Here is a 22,194-nt window from a genome sequence, read left to right on the forward strand (position 1 = left end):
AAGATGAAATATAATCATCGCTTTAAACTCTATATTATTCATTGTTTTTTATTATTTACAACCAATCAGCTTATTTTCATTACATCATATAAAATGATACAATCACCCAAAAATATACAATATCGAATAAAATAATAAGTTGAACCAATTTTTAGCATTTTAAAAACAGGGTTACTTAAAGAGCAAAATCGAAGATTGTACAAAATACAAGCAAGGTTAGAGATAATAATCGCCAGAGTTTTAGATAAAAAAGAATTAATAATATGACCGAATACGACAACCTCACCGACCACACACCAATGATGCGACAATACCTAAAATTGAAAGCTGAAAATCCGGATATTTTACTGTTTTATCGAATGGGTGATTTTTATGAGATGTTTTATGATGATGCCAAACGTGGTTCGCAACTCTTAGATATATCGCTGACTAAACGAGGCTCATCAAATGGACAGCCAATTCCTATGGCTGGCGTGCCTTATCATGCAGTTGAAAGCTACTTAGCTAAACTTATATCGCTAGGCGAATCAGTAGCAATTTGTGAGCAAATTGGTGATCCTGCAACCAGCAAAGGACCCGTTGAACGTAAAATTGTTCGAATTGTTACACCAGGCACAGTGAGTGATGAATCACTATTAGAAGATCGTAAAGACAACTTACTCGCGTGCATATGGCAACAAAAAGAGCACTTTGGTTACGCCACTTTAGACATAAGTTCAGGCCGTTTTTTTGTATTTGAATGCGATAATCCAGAAGCTATCCAAGCAGAATTACAGCGAACTAACCCAGTTGAGTTACTCTACCCAGAAGATTTTCAATCAATGAACCTAATTGAAAATCGTCACGGATTAAGACGGCGACCAATTTGGGACTTCGATCTCGAAACCGCCAAACAACAACTCAATTTACAATTTGGAACTAATGATTTAATTGGATATGGGGTAGAAGAGTGCCATTATGCATTATGTGCAGCAGGCTGTTTATTACAATACGTAAAAGATACCCAACGCACAGCCATGCCACATATTCGCTCAATAGTTAAAGAATCGCCAGTTGATTTTGTCGTGCTCGATGCATCCACTCGCAGAAACTTAGAAATTACCGAAAACCTATCAGGTGGAACAGAACATACTGTAGCTGATATCTTAGATAAAACCCAAACTGCAATGGGTAGCCGAATGCTTAAACGGTGGCTGCATTCGCCAATCCGTAATCTAGCAATATTACAAAACCGACAGCTAGCAATTCAAGAACTGCAAAACCATATCACCGACCTACAACCGCTATTAAAACAGATTGGTGATCTTGAACGAATTTTAGCAAGATTAGCATTAAGAAGTGCTCGGCCACGAGATTTCGCTCGCCTACGCGATGCCTATAACCTATTGCCAACGCTACAACAACAGCTATCCGAATTTAATGCGCCATCACTAATTGCATTACGCGCCAAAATTAACCAGTTTGACCAAATTGCTGATATCTTAAATCGTGCAATAGTCGAAGCCCCACCCGTTATTATTCGAGACGGAGGCGTAATTGCTGCCGGTTATCATCAAGAATTAGATGAACTACGCAATTTAGCAGATGGTGCAACTAACTACTTAGAACAACTTGAAATTCGAGAACGTGAAAGCTTAGGAATTGACACCTTAAAAGTAGGCTTTAATGCAGTACATGGTTACTACATCCAAATTAGCCGAGGTCAAAGCCACCTAGCGCCAATACACTATACACGAAGACAAACACTTAAAAATGTCGAACGCTACATCATTCCTGAGCTTAAAGAGTACGAAGACAAAGTCTTAACCTCTAAAGGTCGTGCATTAGCACTTGAAAAACAGCTTTATGAACAACTGTTCGACCTACTTATGCCAGAATTAGCTAATATGCAAACCAGCGCGGATGCGATTGCCGAGCTTGATGTCCTGACTAATCTTGCTGAACGATCCCTAACGCTCAACTACCAATGCCCAACATTAACCAACAAACCGGGGATTGAAATCAAAGATGGGCGGCACGTTGTGATCGAGCAAGTATTACAAAAGCCATTTATCGCCAACTCACTCTCACTATCATCAGATAGAAGAATGCTAATTATCACTGGTCCTAATATGGGCGGAAAAAGCACCTACATGCGCCAAGCAGCGTTGATCGTCTTACTTGCTTACATTGGTAGCTTTGTCCCAGCTTCGAAAGCAATAATAGGCCCGGTTGATCGTATCTTTACCCGTATTGGCGCATCTGATGATTTAGCATCTGGGCGTTCTACATTCATGGTTGAAATGACCGAAACCGCTAACATTATGCATAACGCTACACCAAATAGCTTAGTTTTAATGGACGAAATTGGCCGAGGAACATCAACCTATGATGGTCTCTCGTTAGCTTGGGCATGTGCTGAAAATTTGGCTAACGAAATCAAAGCGATGACGCTATTTGCAACCCACTATTTTGAACTAACGCAACTACCTCAACAGATACAAGGTGTCTACAACATCCATTTTGACGCGATTGAACACGACAATACTGTCGCTTTTATTCATGAAGTATCCGGAGGTGCAGCTAGCAAAAGCTTTGGTATTGCTGTGGCAGGATTAGCTGGTGTGCCTAAAACGATATTAAAACGAGCCAAACAGAAGCTAAAAGAGCTAGAAGTTCTCTCAACAGCTGACAGCCATATTGAAAGCTCACAACTGACCTTGATCAGTGATACTGAACCATCAGAAGTCGAGCTAGCTCTACAACAGCTCGATCCAGATGCATTAACGCCAAAACAAGCGTTAGAAGCAATCTATCAACTAAAAAAATTACTCTAAATAAAAAACCGCCATTAATTCAATAATGGCGGTTTTAATGTTCAGTTTAGTTTCTAAATCATTTCCAAAATTTCTTTTTAGATGTTTTACCAATACCCGGATTAAAGCTATTAGTTGGATCTAACTCGTGATAGAAATTTTTCAAATCAGAATTAGCATGATACAAATGACCAACATTATGTTCGGCCGGATATTGTGCTCCACGCTGATCAAGTATCGCCAACATCTCCTCTTTCATCTTAGTACAGTCAGTCTCTTTTTTAGCCAAATAGTCTTGATGGAACACTGAACAGAAAAAGTGCCCATAATACAGCTTATGAATAAAATGCTGACTAATACTTTCTGGTAACGTTTCGAACCACTCCTTATCATTACGACGCAAAGCAATATCTAGAGCGACCAAATCCTCGACAGTCTTAGTATGAACATTACGATAAACCGTAGCAGCACCGGCTGTTGCAAAGCGGTGTAACATAGCAGCCTCAGCTTCCTTATCATTACAACGGAAATAACTACCACTACGTTTCTCATTATCTGCAAAATACTCCTTCAAATATTCCTCAGCTTCGGCAATGCCGTCATCAGACATTTTCAAAATGAGATGATGCTCATAGCGATCACGATAATCACGCATCGATTTTGGCAAATGCTTAGGTAACAACTTACACACATTCACCGCAAACCAATCAGAAAAACTGTTAGGGAAGAAAGGGATTTTTCTCACAATACGATCGACAACATTCTTAAACGCATACAAACGGGGGATCGTATCGGTACCCAATTTCTGAATAGCTAAAAATAGATGTTTGCCATATACCGCTGCAATATCAAACGCATCACGATGAATATATTCACCTGAAATTGGCAGATGCTTAAAAGTTCCTAAAATATGACGACGAATATCATCCAGCTCGTTGGTATCATTAGTTCCAATATAAAATACCGCGGTCTTTTCTTCTAAAGGAAAAGTATCTAACCGCACCGCAAAAACCATCAATCGACCAGCACTACCTGACGCTTCATAATGACGACTTGGATCGGCATTATATCGAGCGGGTGTATCAGCATCGATTTGTCGTACATGATCACAATAATGGTGATCATGACCTAAACCTGCATTAGGGTTAACATCGTTATCGGTATAAGCACGTTTTTGTAAATTTTCTAGAATTGCTTCTGGCGTATCACCTAATTCAATCCCTAAATGGTTGACTAAATGTAGCTGACCTTGCTCATCCAACTGGGCAAATACCGCCATTTGCGTATAAGCAGGACCACGTTGAATCAAAGCACCGCCAGAATTGTTGCAAACGCCACCTAAAACCGAAGCTCCTATACAAGACGAGCCAATCACAGAATGAGGACCACGGTGATATTTTTTTAACTCTTTTTCTAAATGGAATAACGTACTACCCGGTAAACAGACCACCTGATCACCATCTTCAATTACTTGAATCCCATCTAATCTTCGAGTACTAACAATAACTATTGGCCGGTCATAATCATTACCATCAGGAGTAGAACCACCAGTTAACCCCGTATTGGCAGACTGTGTAATGACAATCACATCCGCCTCAACACAAGCCTTTAAAACTTCCCACTGTTCTAAAAGCGTGCCTGGAATAACAACAGCTAATGCATCACCTACACCAAAACGCGCACCTTGACGATAAGGTAAAGTCCGATTTGGATCAGTTAAGGTATATTTATCACCAACAATATTTTTTAATTTTGTTATCAGATCTGATGTACTATTTGCAACCATTTTATCTTCCCTTCTTTGAATTATTATAAGTAAATTCAACCAATTTTGGATATATTATAACCAATATAATCTATTGAAAAGAGGGGAGTAAACTTTATAGCGCTAAATATCAAAACTGACACAAAAAGCTAAAAATAATCAAAAAAAAGCAAAAAATAGTTAACCTATTTTGCAGACCAAAAAGTTAACGTGTTTAGAATAAATTTTGAATAAAATGCTTATAAAAAAATGATGAACAGCCAGTTAAAAATAGACTTGTTTAGTATAAAAAATTATATCAAATAACCACAGATTGATATTAGAAAAGATATAAAAATGAGCGATTTTAATATTTCAAAAACCCCGCTCCTCAACTTTTTTTTCTAAAGAAACCCTTTATTCGATAGAAACACTTCCACAGAAAACTAAATTTACGGCATTTACTCTTTTTTAATTTTTTAAATTCTTGTACAGACTTAATTAATGGAACATCAGTTTTGAATATGTTTTTCGGCGTCTTTCGCTTTTGACTTTCTCTTTTTTTTAAATAGGCATCAAAAGTATTGAGTATATTAATCATTATAAAAAACAATACGAAGATTAATTCCACAATCCTTAAATAAATAAATTGCTCAAAAGTGACTTTAAACATTCCTTTGCCGTTACTACTAAGTTAAAAAACCGATCCAGTATAAAATATAATTTTATATTAAACAATTTTAGCCAATAGTCAGTAAAAGGTTGGGCGCTTAATAGCTTTAGCCCCCTTTCCTCAACTTTATTAAACTAATTTTAGGCAATGGAAAAAGTTAACTAATCCAATTTAGGATGTTGATCGACAAGTTCTTGTCGCTTATTTTGTAGCGCCTCGATCTGCTCATCGATATCTTCAACTTCCTCTTCAATGGAATCAAAATGTTCAGATAGAAGTGATTGCGCTTCGTCTCGATTGGCTGCGGTTGGATTAGTGCCGTGTAAAGGTTTATTTGCAGTTTCATGCATAGCAAGCCCAGTAATCACACCAATGAATCCTGCTAACATTAAATAGTAAGCGGGCATATATAAGTTACCACTTGATTCAACAAGCCAGGCCACAAATGTTGGTGTTACCCCGGCAATAATAATGGCAACATTGAAAATGCTTGCAATAGCGCTATAGCGAATATTAGTTGGAAACATTGCGGGTAATATTGAGGTAATGATCCCAGTAAAACAGTTGATAAACATGGCCAAAATAAATACGCCTAAAAAAACCAAAGGTATTTGTTGGCTATTAATTAACATAAATGCAGGATAAGATAATAGCAATAAACCAATACTTCCAATTAAAATGAAAGGTCTACGACCCACCTTGTCACTTAATAACCCGATAATAGGTTGAATAATTAACATACCGACCATAATCGCAATAATAATAAGCAAACCTTGTTCAGTATCATAATTCAAATTATGTGCTAAATAGCTCGGCATATACGTTAGCAACAGATAAAACGAGACATTTGTTACAATAACCAACCCCGCACAAATTAAAATATGCTGCCAATATTTACCGACAACTTTTTTTAGTGTTGATTCAGCCTTATCTTGCGACTCTCTGGCTTCAAGGTGTTGTTGGAAAGTTGGCGTCTCTTCCGAAATATGATGTAGGATAAAGCTAATGATCCCAAGCGGTAAGGCTATTAAAAACGGAATTCGCCAGCCCCAACTAAATAGCGCTGATTGACTGAGTAACATTGATAAAAACACCACTAGCCCTGCACCAATTATAAAACCCACCATTGAACCAAAATCAAGCCATCCACCAATAAAACCACGTTTACGATCGGGCGAATATTCGGCAACTACCGTTGCTGAGCCAGAGTATTCCCCACCGATTGAAAACCCTTGGGCTAATTTAACAATCAACAGCAACACAGGCGAAGTGATACCAATCGTCTCATAAGTTGGAATCAACCCAATACAAAATGTGCTTAACGACATTATCACTAAAGTGATAGATAGCACTTTTTGGCGACCAATATTGTCACCAATTAAACCAAAAATAATCCCCCCTAAAGGGCGAACAAAAAAAGGAATAGAAAAAGTCGATAACGCAGCAATAATCTGCACGCTAGGTGAAACATGAGGAAAAAACACCTGCCCAATAATATACGCCACAAAACTGTATACCCCAAAATCATACCACTCAATAGCATTACTAAACGCCGATGCCCAAGTGGCTTTTTTTAGCTGATTGTCATTAATGATAGGGATATCATCAATATCCAAAGGTTTATTATTCGATTGTGCCATGAAGTACCGCCTTTAAAATTCATTAATATAAAAATAAATAACCGGCTACCATGCCAAAGATAAACTAAATCAAATTATGCGAGTCAGATGAGGTTTTAAATTTAATCACACCAATTTTACTTATTCAATTGATGCGGTATAGGTAAGAATTATATACCTAAAAAAAGCAAAAATAACCCATTTATCACATCCTCTTTTTATGATGAGTAGTGCTAGTAACCTCATCTATTATCCTTTAGAATGATGTTACCAAAACTGATGAGGTATTCCCTATGAGATGGAGAGACCAAAGAGAGAGTGATAACATTGAAGATCGCCGCTCACAATCAGGAAGTGATATTGGGACACGCATCCCAATTGGTGGTAAAGGTAAAATTGTTTTATTTGTTGTTGTATTAGTGGCAGGCTACTATGGCGTTGATTTAACTGGTTTGCTCGACAGCAATGTGATTGATTTGGATGATTCCACATCAACAAGCCAGATTGACAACACCCAACCTAACGATGCAGATAAATTTACTTCAGTAATATTAGCAAGTACCGAAGATTTCTGGCGCGAACAATTCCAAAAATTAGGCAAAACCTATATTCCCCCTAAACTTGTACTCTATAACGGAGCAACCCAAACCATGTGTGGCACCGGGCAAGCCATGATGGGACCATTCTATTGCAATCTCGATAAAACGGTTTATCTTGACTTATCATTTTATCAAGAGATGAAAAGACGCCTAGGTGGCGGAGGTGACTTTGCACAAGGTTATGTTATTGCACACGAAGTTGGGCACCATGTACAGAATTTACTTGGCACATTTAATAAAGTTGAACAATTATCGCAAAATCAATCTACACTAATCCGTAACCAATTGTCGGTCAAACTTGAATTACAAGCTGACTGTTATGCGGGATTATGGGGCAATGGCGTAAAAAATATTTTAGACACGGGTGATATTGAGCAAGCCCTAAATACTGTGCAAGCAATTGGCGATGATCGCCTACAACAAAATAATGGTTATATTGTTCCTGATAGCTTTACTCATGGTACATCAAAACAACGCTATACATGGTTTAAACGTGGTTATGACAGTGGGTCTATGGATCAGTGCAATACATTTATTCAATAAGGAAATATAAAAAAGGAACCAATATGTCAAAAAAATTAGTCAACCGAGTACTTTTAGTCAATGATGATGGCATTGATGCCCCTGGAATTCAGATTTTAAAAAGCGTGGCTGAAAACATAGCAAACGAAGTTTGGATTGTCGCACCTGTTGTTGATCAAAGTGGCGTTTCTTGTTCAGTTAGTTTAAAGTCGCCATTTCGCGTTCAAAAACGTAGCAATACAGAATACGCAGTCTACGGCACCCCGGCTGACTGCTCACTATTTGCCATAAAATCACTAATGGCTAATCAATTACCCGATCTCGTGCTGTCAGGAATTAATAATGGATCTAATTTGGGATTTGAAACAATATTATCGGGCACAGTGGGGGCAGCAATGATGGCAATGACGCTAGGCGTGCCAGCCATGGCGCTAAGTCAAGTCAGCAGTGAAGATAACACACCAACCAATTGGCACTGTTCAACTCATCTTGCTGAATCGATAATCAGACAACTCTACCCCCTTTCAGATAAGACTTGCTTCAATATCAACTTCCCTAATTGCCAAGCCGATCAAATAAAAGGGATAAAAATCACAAAACAGGGCGAGCCGGATGTAAGCCAATTTGTTATTGCAGAAACTCAAGATCCAGAAGGTCATGACTACTTTTGGTTTAGAGCTAAACGTAACCAAAGTGTAAAGGTTGATATCGACAAAGAGCTTGATGCAGCTAATGATGGTTATATTGCTATTACACCGTTAAATTATGAACGTACTAATTACTCGTTATATCAAAAAATAAAAGCAACGTTTAAAGTATAAAACTTAGATATTGTCTATACGTCTTCCTAAATCACTCAGGAAGACGTAAATAAATTATTTCTTCACTAAAGCACAGAATAAAAACGAAATCGTCACCATCACTAAACCAATCCAATAAATCACTTCATGCCCGTAAGCTTGTGAAACAAAACCTTGAATGATACCAGCTAAAATGACACTGCAAATAATACCATTATTAAATAGCGTTGAAGCCACGCCCATACGAGTTGGTAGCAAATCTTGGAAATAGATAATACCAATGTTAGCAACAATCCCAATAAACAGCCCATTAAAAAGTTGCAACACATATAACATGGTTGAATCTTTAAACAGAATCATCCCAATATAAAATAAAATTCCGCAAATTATAGCGATAAAAAATAGATTTCGCTTACCTAACACGGGGACCAAATAACCCGCAATAATCATAATAGGAATTTCAATCCCTGCCGCTAACCCCATCAACCCACCAGGTAATGAATCAGATAAGTGCAGAACCGTTTTTACATAAATCGGCATATCGATGATATACATCATATTAGCGGTCCACATAAAAATGGTAGAAATTAGCAAACACATGACATTACGATTAGTAAAAATTGATTGGTTTGCCACCGCTAACTCATTAGCAGTAAACGAACTGATAACCTTTTTTTCAATGGGTGGTAAATAGATTGCTACCACAATCATCGAAATAATAAACATCGACATTGCACACAAATACATGATGGTAAAACCGTACTTGATCGCCAAAGCAAAAGATAATGGGGGGCCAATCACCCACGCTAATGACAACTGTGCACGAATCAGAGAATTAAAGGCAACCGCATTACGTCCACTCTTTTCTGCATACTCACGCGCCATAGCAAAAATCTGTGGCATCGCGGCAGACGCTAACGCAGCAAAAAATACGCCCAAAGTAATTAAGACATAATAGTTGCGTGAAAAGGCAAAAGTCAGACTATTTGCCAACCCCATCAAACAACAAAAAATAACAATCTTACGCCTATCACCCTTATTGTCTGAATACTTAGCTAACAGATAACTACCAATAATACTGGCTAACGCATTAATCGAATAAAACGCCCCCACTAAGCGAGGGTCAGCGCCAACTTCAAACGATAAAAAACGACTTAAAGTAGGTGATTGCAAAGCACCCGCCACCCCAATAATAAAGGTCGCCACTAAAAAAGCACCAAAAACAACACCCGATTTTCGAAGGAATGAAGAAGTCATAAAAGCCGATTTACCATGAAATTAAGTGCATCAATTATACCCCTAAAATTAGTGGGAATATAGGCGTATTTAAATAAAGGCTTTTTAAACAATCCATCAACATTAATACTATAAATGTAATAATAAATGGTAGATTTAAGGCTTAAAAACCCCACTCCTCAACTTTTTTTTAAAACGTCTAGAATTTAATCCACATATCAAGTAATTCAAGCATCTCTACAAAATCGCATTTCATCGTTGACTCTTCAAGTAAGCTATACTTTTTAACACTATAGTTCCTGGTCCCTATTCCCTCTTTCAAAAAATAAAAAAGCTAAGGCCAGACACAAACCATCAGACCAGTAAGGTAATTCGATGAAAAGAGAGAAGCACCTACCGAGCCATTATTTGGATTAACAGTATATTTACGGCTTTTTCCCGGTAACATATGCTCTATTCCCTCACTAGTCCAGTAGCCATCTATGCCAAAAGCAGCTTTAGAATATAGGCTCATTGAACCCCACTCACTAAAGAATCCTGCGCCAATTATACGCTGAAAGTAATTATTCGGTGATGAAGGTGTTGCGCCGACTGCTCTTATACACCCACTATTAACATTTAACCCATTACAAGAGGCATTAGTTAAATCTTTAACCGTAGCTAAACGTAAACGTAGGTCACTACAGCCAGATAATGCTTTATCATAAGTATAACGTTTATCATAGGTATAGAACCACTGCTTTAACACAAAACCATACTTAACAACTTCATTACCACGACCGTCACGACCAACTAATTCAAAAGTCTGGGGTAAAGATGGTCTAAATAGACTATTTAAACCGTAACGTGTTAATGTAACTCGAACACCTGTTCTTGATGAATTTGTCATAGTAGCAGTGATGCCTTCATGTGAAACAGGAGCCCAAGATAAAGCCTCATTACTACCAGCAATGTCTAAGTCAAAATACAAATTGTTAGCGCCAGTAGTCGGAAAATTTAAACCATAAGATGACGGATTAGTTGATTGAGTTAAAAAGCCCTTATTTTCATTCCAAATAGAAGCAGGACCACGGACTTCATTAGAATAATCACGTTCATTAATTAAAAAATACTTTAAATTAGGTCTAGCAAAACAAACCACAGCCCTTGCTTGTGGATTGATATAATAAGTAACATTACTTGCGCTGAAACTACGACTCCTTGGAACGCCATAACGAGTACTCAATGTACCGTCAGTGCTGGTTAATTTAACCTGATAAGGCGCCTTACAAATATCTGGAACAGTATGACGTGTGACGGGCTGATTATATTTATCAACGATAGATAAACTTAAACTACCAGTAGCGGTAACGTCAGTATCTCCATCATCATCTCCCCAATAATTATAAGGCGGACCGATTAGAGAATTTAAAGCAACTGAATTAGTATAAGCTGGAACCAACATACCAATATCAGCAAAACTTTGACCTGCAACAGGCAACACGATTGGCGTTGTAAAGGAAGTATTAGTTGAAGGCGTGTATTTAACACCATTAGATAACGTAATCCCAAGCAGAGCATTAGTATCAACAGCACGAGTACGACCACCATCAAAGGTTAAATAAGGCGCGCTACCTTGAATCGGATTTTTTGTAGTCTGTGAAGTTAATGCGAAGCTAGAAAAAGGATGTAAAATAACCGAACCTAAAAAAAACCACCAAGATAATTTAAAAAAATAAGAGGATCGAAAAGCGGATCGCGCGATAATTCGCAGAATTCCACATAATTGCGAGGAAAAATAAATCTCGGTGTAAAATGAACGTTGGAAGCTGAACTTAGACGAATTTAAATTAGAGGTTGGCCAAGTTGCCTGTTGCCTGTTGCCTGTTGGAAATTATAAAACATTTTCGACAATCCTGTCAAGTAATTTTCTGATTTATTTGGAATTTTATACTTAATACTCAATTTCTGGTCACTTAACTAAAACCGTATAAAAAGTATAGTGATTGGAAAAACACGATGCAACACTTTTTTTTCACTCAATTACGTTAATTTTCGTAAAGAGGATCTGAAAAGGATCTAAAAAATAACCGGTTATATTCTGTTTTAATTGAATATATCATCATTACAATTTTTTAAAATTAAGCTTATTGATCCTTGAAAATTTTATTCTAGAGCTTTGAATAAGAAATTTAGTAATTTTGATATTCTAATAATTTTTTTAATAAAATTTAGAACCTCAAAAACCCCGCTCCTCAACTTTTTTTTATGTAAAAACGGTTACTGAAAAACGCCACAGTTTAAAGCGGAATTATTTACTTGAGGCAACATTGCAAAGCAGAATTTAGAACCCCAAAAACCCCTTTTCTTAACTTTTTTTAAGATAAAATACCTAAAAAAATGAACCCGCCGAAGCGGGTAATTGAAGCGTCGCTTAGCCACAAAATTGATTTTTTATAGCTCAGCAACATTGAGAGTCAGCTTAATTTTAATAACTTAATATTATCTTTCCCCACCCTGCCCTAAGAATTAAGGTCGAAGAAATAAATACTAAGGATAGGTACAAAGACCGAGCCCTAAGTAGAAGTTATGATACTCTTCACCTCTGCACGTATCAACGATAAATCCACGGTTATAAAAGGTCAAGTCACTAGTCCACACCGGATCGTAGTTGGAGCCAAGACCTGAATAATTGTTCATACAACCCCACTCAGTGATAAAGCCAGAACCAATTCTACGTTGGTAAAAAATACCAGGTGCGGAAGGTGTAGCGCTGACATAATCGCGACAAGCAGGCTCGTTGTTTTGCGTATTCTTACAAGATGAATTGGTTAAATCCTTTACCTTAGGAAGGCGATAACCTAGACTATTACACCAAGATAAAATATTAGAATATGGTTTAAAGTGAAAATACTCAGAACCTCCTTTGACGAACCATTGCTTTAATCTAAAACCATATTTAACGGCAGGGTTACCTTGACCGTCACGACCGACCAACTCGAATGTCTGAGGCAAAGAAGGTGTAGAAATACGATCAGGATTGTCTGAATTAATATGGGATGAAGTAGCGAAAGGACCAGTTAAAGTAACGCGTACGCTTGTAGCTGTAGAATTAGACATTGTAGCAGTAATACCACCATGAGATACCGGAGACCAAGACAAAGGTTGACTACTACCAGTAATGAGTAAATCAAAGTACAATCCATGAAGACCTGTAGTAGGAAAGTTTTGACCGTAAGAGGATGGGTCTGTTTTTTGAGTAAGAAAACCATTAGCAGGGTCCCATATCGAAGCAGGACCAGCATAATCATAAGATGGGTAAATAAAATCATCACCAATCTTGCCATACATTAAACTAGGCCGAGCAAAACAAACCACAGGCGTAACTTTAGGAATAACGTAATAAGTCACACTACTTTCACTGAAATCCCTACGATTAGGAAACCCGTAACGAGTAGCTAATGTGCCGTTAGTACTGGATAACGTAACCTTATAAGGAGAATTACAAGTCGTTAACACAGAATTACGTGATACAGCTTGATTATTTTTATCAACAATAGATAAATTTAAACTACCTGTAGCAGTAACATCAAAATCACCATCATCATCCCCCCAATAATTATTAGGAGGACCAATAAGAGCGCTTAAAGTGACTGAATTAGTATCAGTAGGGATCAACATATCTATATCAGCAAAACTCTCACCGGCAGTAGGCAACTCAATTGGTCTTGAAGAAGATGAAGTATTGTTTGAAGGTGTGTATTTTGAGCCATTAGATAAAGTAATCCCAAGCAAGCCGCTTGTGGTTATTAAACGTGTGCGTCCCTCGTCTAAGGTTAAATACGGCGCACTCCCCTGAATCTGATTTTTTGTAGTCTGTGAAGTCAATGCCTGACTCGAAAAAGGAAGAAAAACAGCCACGAAAAAAACAATCTGTCGGGATAATTTCGGAAAATGGAAGGATCGAAAAAAGGATCGCGCAAAAATTCGCAGAATTTCACTCGATTGAGTGGAAAAGTAAGTTTTAGTGAAAAATTTAAACTGGGTGCTGAACTTAGACGAATTTAAAAGATAGGTTGGCCATGTTGCCTGTTGCCTGTTGCCTGTTGAAAATTATAATGCATTTTAGACTACCCTGTCAAGTAATTTTTTGATTAATTTGCAATTTTATACTTTTTTGTCAAATTTTAGCCTATTAGCTAAAACCGTGTAAAAAGTATAGTGATTGGAAAAACACGATGCAACACTTTTTTTCACTCAATTGTGTTAGCTTTCGTAAAGACGATCTAAAAAAGATCTAAATAATAATTCACTATACGCTGTTTTAATTGAATATATTAAAATTACAAATCTTTAAAAATGTAATTAATGATCCTATTAATTTATTCTAATTTTTGAAATTAGCGATTTTGATCATTTAATAATGTTTAAACTTAATTTATGACCTCAAAAACTCCACTCCTCAACTTTTTTTAGAAAAGTGGGTTAAAAATATTTCTTTTTGTTTTTTTGAGCGTACAATAAAAATCATCCACGAATAGAGGTAACGTTATGTTATATAATAACAAATCTACGCAATCCCATCACGATAATCACGACCATTGTCATGGAGATTGTCATAATATTGCACATAATCATATGCATGATTCTCATAACGAAAGTCCAACAGTATCTTGTGATGGACATAATCATGGACATGGACATGAGATTGAAGATCCTCCCGAAGAGCCTGAGCGGAGTTGTCAAGGCGTTAAATTAACTTGGAAAATTCAAGGTATGGATTGTGCACATTGCGCAAGTAAAATCGAAAACGGTGTTAAGACACTGCCCAATATTAATCAAACCAAAATTATTTTTTCAACCGAAAAGTTAATCGTTTTTGTTCCAAAGCATGATGATGCGGTAATAAAGATGATTGAAGATAAAGTCGTAGAATTGGGTTATACCCCGATTTTTGAGGCATCAGCTAACCAATCCCATCACCACGAACATTCACATAATTTTGATAAAAAAGCATTTATTCCGTTAGCCGTTTTAGGTACTTTAATTGTAGTAAGTTATCTTATTTTGTTGGTGAATCATACAGCTGGCGAATATGCCTTTATTGTGACTGCTATTGTTGGAATTATCCCCATTTTGAAGGAGGCGATTGTTTTAACCCGTAGTGGCACTCCATTTGCAATTGAGTCGTTAATGAGTATATCCGCTCTTGGTGCGCTGTTTATTGGAGCAGCGGAAGAAGCTACCATGGTGATCTTTTTATTTATGATCGGTGAGATGCTCGAGGGCTTTGCAACGAGTAAGGCGAAAAAAGGAATTTCGTCACTAGTAGAATTGATGCCTGATGAAACGGTGATTATTATTGATGGTAAAAGAAAAACAGTTGCCAGCCATACGTTAAAACCTAATGATATTATTGAAATTTCATCTGGTGGACGATTACCTGCTGATGTTATTTTGGTTAGCGAACAAGCCAGCATTGATGAGAGCGCATTAACAGGTGAGTCGATTCCAGTTAATTATTTAAGTGGTGATAAAATTTTAGCTGGGTCATTAGTGGTGGATAATACCATTCAACTCAAGGTAATTTCGGAATCAGGACAAAATGCCGTTGATCGGATTTTGCAATTGATTGAGGATGCCGAAGATCGTAAAGCGCCTATTGAGCGTTTTATCGATAAGTTTAGTCGTTATTATACACCAGCAATTACGCTATTTGCGTTTTTGGTGGTGGTAATTCCACCATTGTTGACGGGTGCCGATTGGTATACTTGGATTTATCGAGGATTGACGTTGTTGTTAATTGGTTGTCCTTGTGCATTAGTGATATCTACACCCGCTGTTATTACGTCGGCTTTGTCAACCGCAGCCAAACATGGGGTGTTGATTAAGGGCGGAGCAGCACTTGAACATATTGGTTCAATTAAGATGGTGGCGTTTGATAAGACAGGAACATTAACTGAGGGTAAGCCACAGGTTACTGATGTCATTAATCTTCATTGTTCTAGCGAGGAGTTGTTAGCGATTGTTGCCTCGATTGAAAGTGGATCACACCATCCTTTAGCTAAGGCTTTAGTTGATTATGTTAAGCAAAAACAGATCCATTTTGAAGAAGCCCAAAATCGTAAGGCGATTGCTGGCGTTGGGATTCAAGGTGAATTAGATCAGCAAATTTATTTTATTGTATCTCCTAATAAGATTGAAACCGTATCAACGGCTATAAGTGCTAAAGATGCTGAAACAATCACTCAACTCGAAAATGGTGGTAAGACCGTTGTGGTGGTTACAACCCATCAGCAGTTGTTGGGGATTATTGCTTTGCAAGATGTGCTACGAAGTGATGCTGTAGCTGCTATAACTGAGCTTAAGCAACTTGGTTTACAAACATTGATGTTAACCGGCGACAATCAACGTGCAGCAAAAGCAATTGCAGGACAATTAGGCATAGATTATCGTGCTGAGTTGTTGCCAGCAGATAAGTTAGCAGAAATCGAAAAAATAGGTCAACATACGTCTATTGCGATGATTGGTGATGGAATTAATGATTCCCCTGCTATGAAGGCTGCAACTGTCGGTATTGCTATGGGTAGTGGTACGGATGTTGCACTTGAAACAGCCGATGCCGCTTTAACCAAAAATAGTTTATTAAGTTTACCTAAATTAATTCGTTTAACTCGCTTCGCTAATCGTAATATCAAACAAAATATTACAATTGCCTTAGGAATTAAGTTGGTATTTTTAATTACTAGTTTATTTGGTATTACTGGGCTTTGGCTTGCAGTATTAGCCGATTCGGGTACCACAGCGATTGTTACAGCCAATGCTTTAAGATTGCTTAAGGTTAAAAAATAAGGGTGAACAGCTAATTTTAACTGTTTCCTAAAGGATAAGTTTCCGAACTTTTTATAATGGCGTAATCTATCTTTTATTCTTAAACCTTTTAAAGAAGGGATGCTTTACGCAATCCCTTCTGGTAAATCCTTATTTAAATGGAACGCTTTGAAGTTAACCACTGCGATTCATATACAAACCGTTTATCGCTACTTATAGAGAATACTCGTCTATTTTTTTACTTGCTCGATCGAGGCGGTTTATCCCTATGCATATAGGGAACCCCCTAATTATAACCTATTGTTTATTAATTAAAATACCAAAATGAAAAATTCCACCAATTTTTTTGGTGCTTTTTTAAACAGCTGGTTTAAGGCGAGATTATCAATATAATTTGAAATTTATTAAATGGTTAAGTCAAGATAAAAAGGGATTTAGAGCTGCATTATTTTTTGCCGCTTACCTATTGTACCGATTTATTCCCGATCACAAGATTTACTTTTCGGTAATTCATGTTAATCAATTACCGGTAGATATTTCACTCATCACTTCGTAATGAGATTTCACCACCAATATATGCGTTCGTTTTGCCATTTTGTTCTAAGAGTAATGCACCCTGTTCATTGATGCCTTTGGCTACGCCACGGATCACATCGTCACCAATTAATAATTTAACAGGACGCCCTACAAAATTGTCGAGCCGTTGCCAATCGTTAAGAAACGGTGTTAGTCCATGTTGTTCGAAGTCTCGAAGTTTTACTTTTAGATTTTTCGCGACTTTTGCTACTAATAAATTGCGATCAACTTTACCTAAATTAGCCCACTTTTGGTTGACGATAGTTGTATCGGGATTATTCATCATTAGGTTGACTCCAACACCAATAACAACATGTGCACAGTCTCCCGTTTTGCCTGCAAGTTCAACTAATATGCCTGCAAGTTTTTGGTCATTAAGATAGAGGTCATTTGGCCATTTTACTTTAATATCTTGCCCCGAGATTTCTCGTAACGTATCGGCTATCACAACACCAACGACTAAGCTTAGCCCCATGGCTGCTGCGATGCCCTGTTCAAGTCGCCAATACATTGAGAAATAGAGATTACTGCCAAATGGTGCAAACCATTGTCGCCCACGCCTGCCTCGTGCTTTTGATTGAAACTCGGCAACACAGCTGTCGCCAGTTTGTAATTTCTCAATATTATCTAATAAATATTGGTTGGTTGATTCAATAATAGACAGTACTTCCACATGACTATCAGCACCATAGTCGTTGTCGATTTTAACTTTATCAAGTAGATCTATTGGTGATGCTAAGCAGTAACCTTTACCTTGCACGGATGATAAGGTGATCCCCCATTCCCGTAGCACTTTGATATATTTGTTGATGCCAGCTCGCGTTATTCCAAATTGGTTGGCAAGTTCTTCACCAGAGTGAAACTGCCCATCAGCTAATATATTGATTAATTTCAATGGATTTTGGTTACTGCGCATTAAACCCTCACTTTTTGAGTGATAATAAAACAATAAAGTAAAGCGAAATTATAGCAAAACTAATAAATAAATAGGTATTGTTAAATGTGTCCATTATAAAGGCAATTACCGCTGGCGCAACTAGGCTACCAAGTGTATTGGTTAATAGCATAGCTTGATTCATTGATACAATTTCTTGTTTGCGAACACACGAGCAAGCCCACGCCATTGAAATTGGGTAAATAGTGTAAATGGTCGCACCAAGTAAAATGATGGCTAATACGCCATAGAGGTTAAATATCAGTAAACAACAAGCTATCATCATTAAGATTGATTCAACCAACAAAACAATACGACGACCAAACCTATCTGCGCACCAGTTGGCAGGCATTTGCGCGATTACCCCAGAAAGTATTAGTAAAACCATCCAATTTGCGACTTGGTTATCTGTATAACCTAGATGTGAGTAGTATGCTGGCATTAGAGAGTATAGCGATCCAATTAACATACCAGCAATCGCACAACCAATTAAACCAACTCGAGAAGGTTTATACAATATCATGGGGATGATGTTGAAACTGCTTTTTTTCTTTTTAGGTAATTTGTAATGGGTTAGTAATATAAATAAGATGGCTAACCCCATTAGCACTGCTATCACTAGGCCAAAATAGAGGACGTTTTGCGGAAAGTATTGGAGCAATGCTTGCCCTAAAACAGTACCTAAGTAGTAGGTGGTTAGATAAACCGCCAGCATTTTACCGCGAGTACGAACAGTACCCGTAACTAAGATACAGCTTTCAATGACCACCCAAGTAACCGCACAGGCTATTCCAATAAAAAATCGCCATATCGCCCAACTATAGAAATCCATTGAAAAGCTTAATCCAATAGTTGCAATCGCAAAGATAATACAACTATAGGTGTAAGTGAATCTGGCGTTAAATCGGCTAATAAACCAATTTGCCATAATCGTTCCCACTAAGTTACCTGTAAAGTAGCTTGAGCCGACTAAACCTATTTGTCCTAGTGAAAAATGTTCACGCACTAGCCAAAGTGGCACTTGGGTATTAAGTGCCGATAAGGCGATGGTTACAAATAATAAACTTGTTAATAAAATAGGAAATGAATACGAATGTTTCATAATTTTGTTGTATATAAGCTGTTTTATTGTCTAATAAACGTTATTTACGTTATAGAAATTTATCCACGTCAATCTCACCAGTTGCGCCCATAAATCGAATTTCAGGCGAGAGGTGCACCGAGAACTTTTGTAATACTGCATTTATGATATAACGCGCTAACGCAACGACATCTTGCGCTGTCGCATTATCTTTATTGACTAATACAAGAGCTTGTTGTTGATGCACTGCTGCACCACCAATTTGATAGCCTTTCAGACCACACTGATCAATTAACCAGCCAGCAGCTAATTTTATTTGATCATTTGTTTGTGGATATATTGGCATTGTTGGATATTTTTCAAGTAGTTTATCAGCAAATTTTTTGTCTACTACTGGGTTTTTAAAAAAGCTTCCACCATTTCCTAATACATTAGGATCAGGCAGTTTGCTACGACGGATTTCGCACACTTTGTCGAAGATCATTTTTGGGGTGACACTTTCTGGATCAAAATTCCTTAATTCACCATAAGTTAACACCGGGCTCCATTGTTTTGGTAATGTGATGCCAACATATACAACCGCATAACCATTAGCATATTTTTGTTTGAAGATGCTTTCACGATAGCCATATTGGCCGTCAGTTACGCGAATAATTTTACCCGTTGCAAATTCAAGTAATTCGACATAATCGGCTACTTTTTGAAATTCAATGCCATAAGCGCCAATATTTTGAATTGGTGCAGATCCTACACATCCTGGTATTAGAGCTAAGTTTTCAAGACCAGGAATGTTTTGATTAATGGTGTTAGCAACTAGATCATGCCAATATTCACCCGCACCCACTTTTAAATGCCAGTGTGTTGGGGTTTCGGTTATAGTTAATCCTTTAATTCGATTAACAATGATTGTACCAGCAAAATTTTCAGTAAATAGTGTATTACTACCTTGTCCAATAATCATAATTGGTTGACTATCGGTATTAGTTTTCCAAACTTGCATTAGCTGTTCCACTGTTTCGACTGTTTCTACTTGGTTGGCATATACATCTAAAGCAAATGTGTTAGGAATTTTTTGGTTCATTAATGACTACCTTTTATTAGAAATACTTTTAAATTCAATTAAATTAGTTTTATTCGGCATTTTTTATGCCTTTTATTATTTAAAAGTATTAAATCAATGCCTTTATCTATTTTGATAAAGCAATTTATTCTATTGTGTCGATTGTTTATTTATTTGCTATATTATCACAACGCAAAACGATCTTTTATGCATTAAAATTTTTTTTAATGATCTTAACTATTTTTAGGTTGATATAAGTGTCAAAAGATTAGACAAATAGTCTACAAATTGGACACTTTCCCTTTTTTGTTTTTTTTTATCATGTATTATAGCTACCCAAACGATCTTTTTTATAAATTTAGTTAAAATCTATTTTACTCAACCTTGTAGTAGACGTTATTATTAATGAAATTTAAAAAATAAGTTATCGATCACGGTTTTATATAACTTTATGTTTTAAGATTGTTACAATATTTAGTGGTAGTTGTGATTTAGAGGAAATTATGAAAAGAGTTTTTATTATGATCCTCGATTCCTTTGGGATCGGCGGTGCTGAAGATGCAAAAAAATATGGTGATGAAGGTTCTGATACCTTAGGCCATATTGCCGAAGCTTGTGCTTCAGGTAATGCAGATCATGGTCGTCAAGGCCCATTAAAATTACCTAATTTAGGAAAGTTAGGTTTGATAGAAGCCGCTTATGAATCAACTGGTTCATATCCTAAAGGAATGGCTACCGAAGGTGAAGTTATTGGTGCTTATGGCTTTGCCAGTGAGATTTCGTCGGGTAAAGATACGCCTTCAGGTCACTGGGAAATCGCGGGTGTTCCTGTTCTGTTTGATTGGGGCTATTTTACCAATACTACCAATAGTTTTCCTAAAGAATTATTAGATAATATTGTTAAACGTGCTAACTTGCCGGGTTATCTTGGTGATTGTCATTCATCAGGTACAGTGATTCTTGATGAGCTTGGGCTTGAGCATATGGCTTCTGGTAAACCTATTTTTTATACCTCTGCTGATTCTGTTTTTCAAATTGCCTGCCATGAAGAGACTTTCGGTCTTGATAAACTTTATGAGGTTTGTGAGATAGCTCGTGATGAGCTTAATAAAGGCGATTATAATATCGGTCGCGTTATTGCTCGTCCATTTTTAGGTAATAAGCCAGGTGAATTTGTGCGTACTGGTAATCGTCATGATTTAGCCGTTGAACCACCAGCTCCGACAATGATTAAAAAGCTAGTTGAAGAAAAACAAGGTACTGTTGTATCAATTGGTAAAATTGCCGATATTTATGCCGAAGTGGGTATCACTAAGAAAGTTAAAGCTACAGGTATTGAGGCTTTATTCAATGCTACGCTAGAAGAAATCAAACAAGCGAAAGATAACACGATTGTGTTTACCAATTTCGTTGATTTTGACTCATCTTATGGTCATCGACGTGATGTTGCAGGCTACGCTGCGGCTTTAGAATATTTTGACCGCCGTTTACCTGAGATGTTAGCCCTTATTGAACCAGGCGATCTTTTAATTATTAGTGCCGATCATGGTTGTGATCCAACATGGCCTGGTACGGATCATACTCGTGAGCATATTCCAGTTTTAGTTTATGGTGATAGTGTTCCAGCTGGATCATTAGGTCATCGTGAAACATTTGCTGATATTGGACAAAGTGTTGCTGATTATTTTGATTTGTCACCAATGGATTATGGCAAGTCATTTATTCGTAAATAGCAATTGTTTAGG

At 37.2% G+C, this 22,194-nt stretch carries 13 protein-coding genes; 5 read left to right on the forward strand and 8 right to left on the reverse strand.

The window, feature by feature from the left end; genetic code table 11:
- Window positions 1-263: 263 nt before the first annotated feature.
- Window positions 264-2,816 (forward strand): DNA mismatch repair protein MutS, encoded by a 2,553-nt coding sequence (gene mutS / locus A9G08_RS07835; RefSeq protein WP_065563149.1) that lies wholly within the window; start codon window positions 264-266, stop codon window positions 2,814-2,816.
- Between the two features lie 58 nt (window positions 2,817-2,874).
- On the opposite strand, the gene dld is transcribed toward mutS, so the two are convergent.
- Together dld and proP are read right to left on the reverse strand one after the other, a co-directional pair.
- The gene (gene dld, locus A9G08_RS07840) at window positions 2,875-4,581 is read right to left on the reverse strand and encodes a D-lactate dehydrogenase (protein WP_065563150.1); all 1,707 of its coding nucleotides are present in this window, start codon (window positions 4,579-4,581) and stop codon (window positions 2,875-2,877) included.
- Between the two features lie 792 nt (window positions 4,582-5,373).
- Window positions 5,374-6,852, reverse strand: a complete 1,479-nt coding sequence (gene proP, locus A9G08_RS07850; protein WP_065563152.1) for a glycine betaine/L-proline transporter ProP — start codon at window positions 6,850-6,852, stop codon at window positions 5,374-5,376.
- Between the two features lie 272 nt (window positions 6,853-7,124).
- Between proP and ypfJ the strand changes: the two genes are divergently transcribed.
- Both ypfJ and surE read left to right on the forward strand, forming a co-directional pair.
- Window positions 7,125-7,973 (forward strand): KPN_02809 family neutral zinc metallopeptidase, encoded by an 849-nt coding sequence (ypfJ, locus tag A9G08_RS07855; protein WP_065563153.1) that lies wholly within the window; start codon window positions 7,125-7,127, stop codon window positions 7,971-7,973.
- 23 nt (window positions 7,974-7,996) lie between these two features.
- Entirely contained in the window at window positions 7,997-8,773 is a 777-nt protein-coding gene (gene surE, locus A9G08_RS07860) for a 5'/3'-nucleotidase SurE (RefSeq protein WP_065563154.1), read from the forward strand.
- A gap of 54 nt (window positions 8,774-8,827) precedes the next feature.
- On the opposite strand, the gene A9G08_RS07865 is transcribed toward surE, so the two are convergent.
- The 3 genes from A9G08_RS07865 to A9G08_RS07875 form a co-directional block, all read right to left on the reverse strand.
- A complete protein-coding gene (locus A9G08_RS07865) occupies window positions 8,828-10,009 on the reverse strand; it encodes a sugar efflux transporter (RefSeq protein WP_065563155.1) in 1,182 nt (393 codons plus the stop codon).
- Window positions 10,010-10,322: 313 nt separating this feature from the next.
- Window positions 10,323-11,471 (reverse strand): hypothetical protein, encoded by a 1,149-nt coding sequence (locus tag A9G08_RS07870; RefSeq protein WP_065563156.1) that lies wholly within the window; start codon window positions 11,469-11,471, stop codon window positions 10,323-10,325.
- 1,046 nt (window positions 11,472-12,517) lie between these two features.
- Window positions 12,518-13,888, reverse strand: coding sequence for a hypothetical protein (locus A9G08_RS07875; RefSeq protein WP_141673955.1), 1,371 nt, complete (start codon window positions 13,886-13,888; stop codon window positions 12,518-12,520).
- 630 nt (window positions 13,889-14,518) lie between these two features.
- On the opposite strand from A9G08_RS07875, the gene A9G08_RS07880 reads away from it, so the two are divergent.
- Entirely contained in the window at window positions 14,519-16,819 is a 2,301-nt protein-coding gene (locus tag A9G08_RS07880; protein WP_065563158.1) for a zinc/cadmium/mercury/lead-transporting ATPase, read from the forward strand.
- Between the two features lie 517 nt (window positions 16,820-17,336).
- Here the strand turns inward: A9G08_RS07880 and birA are convergent.
- From birA to murB, 3 genes are read right to left on the reverse strand one after another with little or no spacing between them, the layout of a single operon-like run.
- Window positions 17,337-18,290, reverse strand: coding sequence for a bifunctional biotin--[acetyl-CoA-carboxylase] ligase/biotin operon repressor BirA (gene birA / locus A9G08_RS07885; RefSeq protein WP_065563159.1), 954 nt, complete (start codon window positions 18,288-18,290; stop codon window positions 17,337-17,339).
- A gap of 7 nt (window positions 18,291-18,297) precedes the next feature.
- Entirely contained in the window at window positions 18,298-19,410 is a 1,113-nt protein-coding gene (locus A9G08_RS07890) for an MFS transporter (protein WP_065563160.1), read from the reverse strand.
- Between the two features lie 49 nt (window positions 19,411-19,459).
- On the reverse strand, window positions 19,460-20,470 hold the full coding sequence (gene murB / locus A9G08_RS07895; RefSeq protein ID WP_065563161.1) for a UDP-N-acetylmuramate dehydrogenase: 1,011 nt from the start codon (window positions 20,468-20,470) through the stop codon (window positions 19,460-19,462).
- 482 nt (window positions 20,471-20,952) lie between these two features.
- Between murB and A9G08_RS07900 the strand changes: the two genes are divergently transcribed.
- Window positions 20,953-22,182: a phosphopentomutase gene (locus tag A9G08_RS07900; RefSeq protein ID WP_065563162.1), complete on the forward strand. Its 1,230-nt coding sequence runs from the start codon at window positions 20,953-20,955 to the stop codon at window positions 22,180-22,182.
- Window positions 22,183-22,194 lie beyond the last annotated feature (12 nt).

Source organism: Gilliamella sp. wkB195, from assembly GCF_001690445.1.
Taxonomy (GTDB): Bacteria; Pseudomonadota; Gammaproteobacteria; order Enterobacterales; family Orbaceae; genus Gilliamella; species Gilliamella apicola_E.

Coding starts and splice junctions, on each gene's coding strand:
- mutS (WP_065563149.1), top strand. CDS start 264: ATGACCGAATACGACAACCTCACCGACCACACACCAATGATGCGACAA.
- dld (WP_065563150.1), bottom strand. CDS start 4,581: ATGGTTGCAAATAGTACATCAGATCTGATAACAAAATTAAAAAATATT.
- proP (WP_065563152.1), bottom strand. CDS start 6,852: ATGGCACAATCGAATAATAAACCTTTGGATATTGATGATATCCCTATC.
- ypfJ (WP_065563153.1), top strand. CDS start 7,125: ATGAGATGGAGAGACCAAAGAGAGAGTGATAACATTGAAGATCGCCGC.
- surE (WP_065563154.1), top strand. CDS start 7,997: ATGTCAAAAAAATTAGTCAACCGAGTACTTTTAGTCAATGATGATGGC.
- A9G08_RS07865 (WP_065563155.1), bottom strand. CDS start 10,009: ATGACTTCTTCATTCCTTCGAAAATCGGGTGTTGTTTTTGGTGCTTTT.
- A9G08_RS07880 (WP_065563158.1), top strand. CDS start 14,519: ATGTTATATAATAACAAATCTACGCAATCCCATCACGATAATCACGAC.
- birA (WP_065563159.1), bottom strand. CDS start 18,290: ATGCGCAGTAACCAAAATCCATTGAAATTAATCAATATATTAGCTGAT.
- A9G08_RS07890 (WP_065563160.1), bottom strand. CDS start 19,410: ATGAAACATTCGTATTCATTTCCTATTTTATTAACAAGTTTATTATTT.
- murB (WP_065563161.1), bottom strand. CDS start 20,470: ATGAACCAAAAAATTCCTAACACATTTGCTTTAGATGTATATGCCAAC.
- A9G08_RS07900 (WP_065563162.1), top strand. CDS start 20,953: ATGAAAAGAGTTTTTATTATGATCCTCGATTCCTTTGGGATCGGCGGT.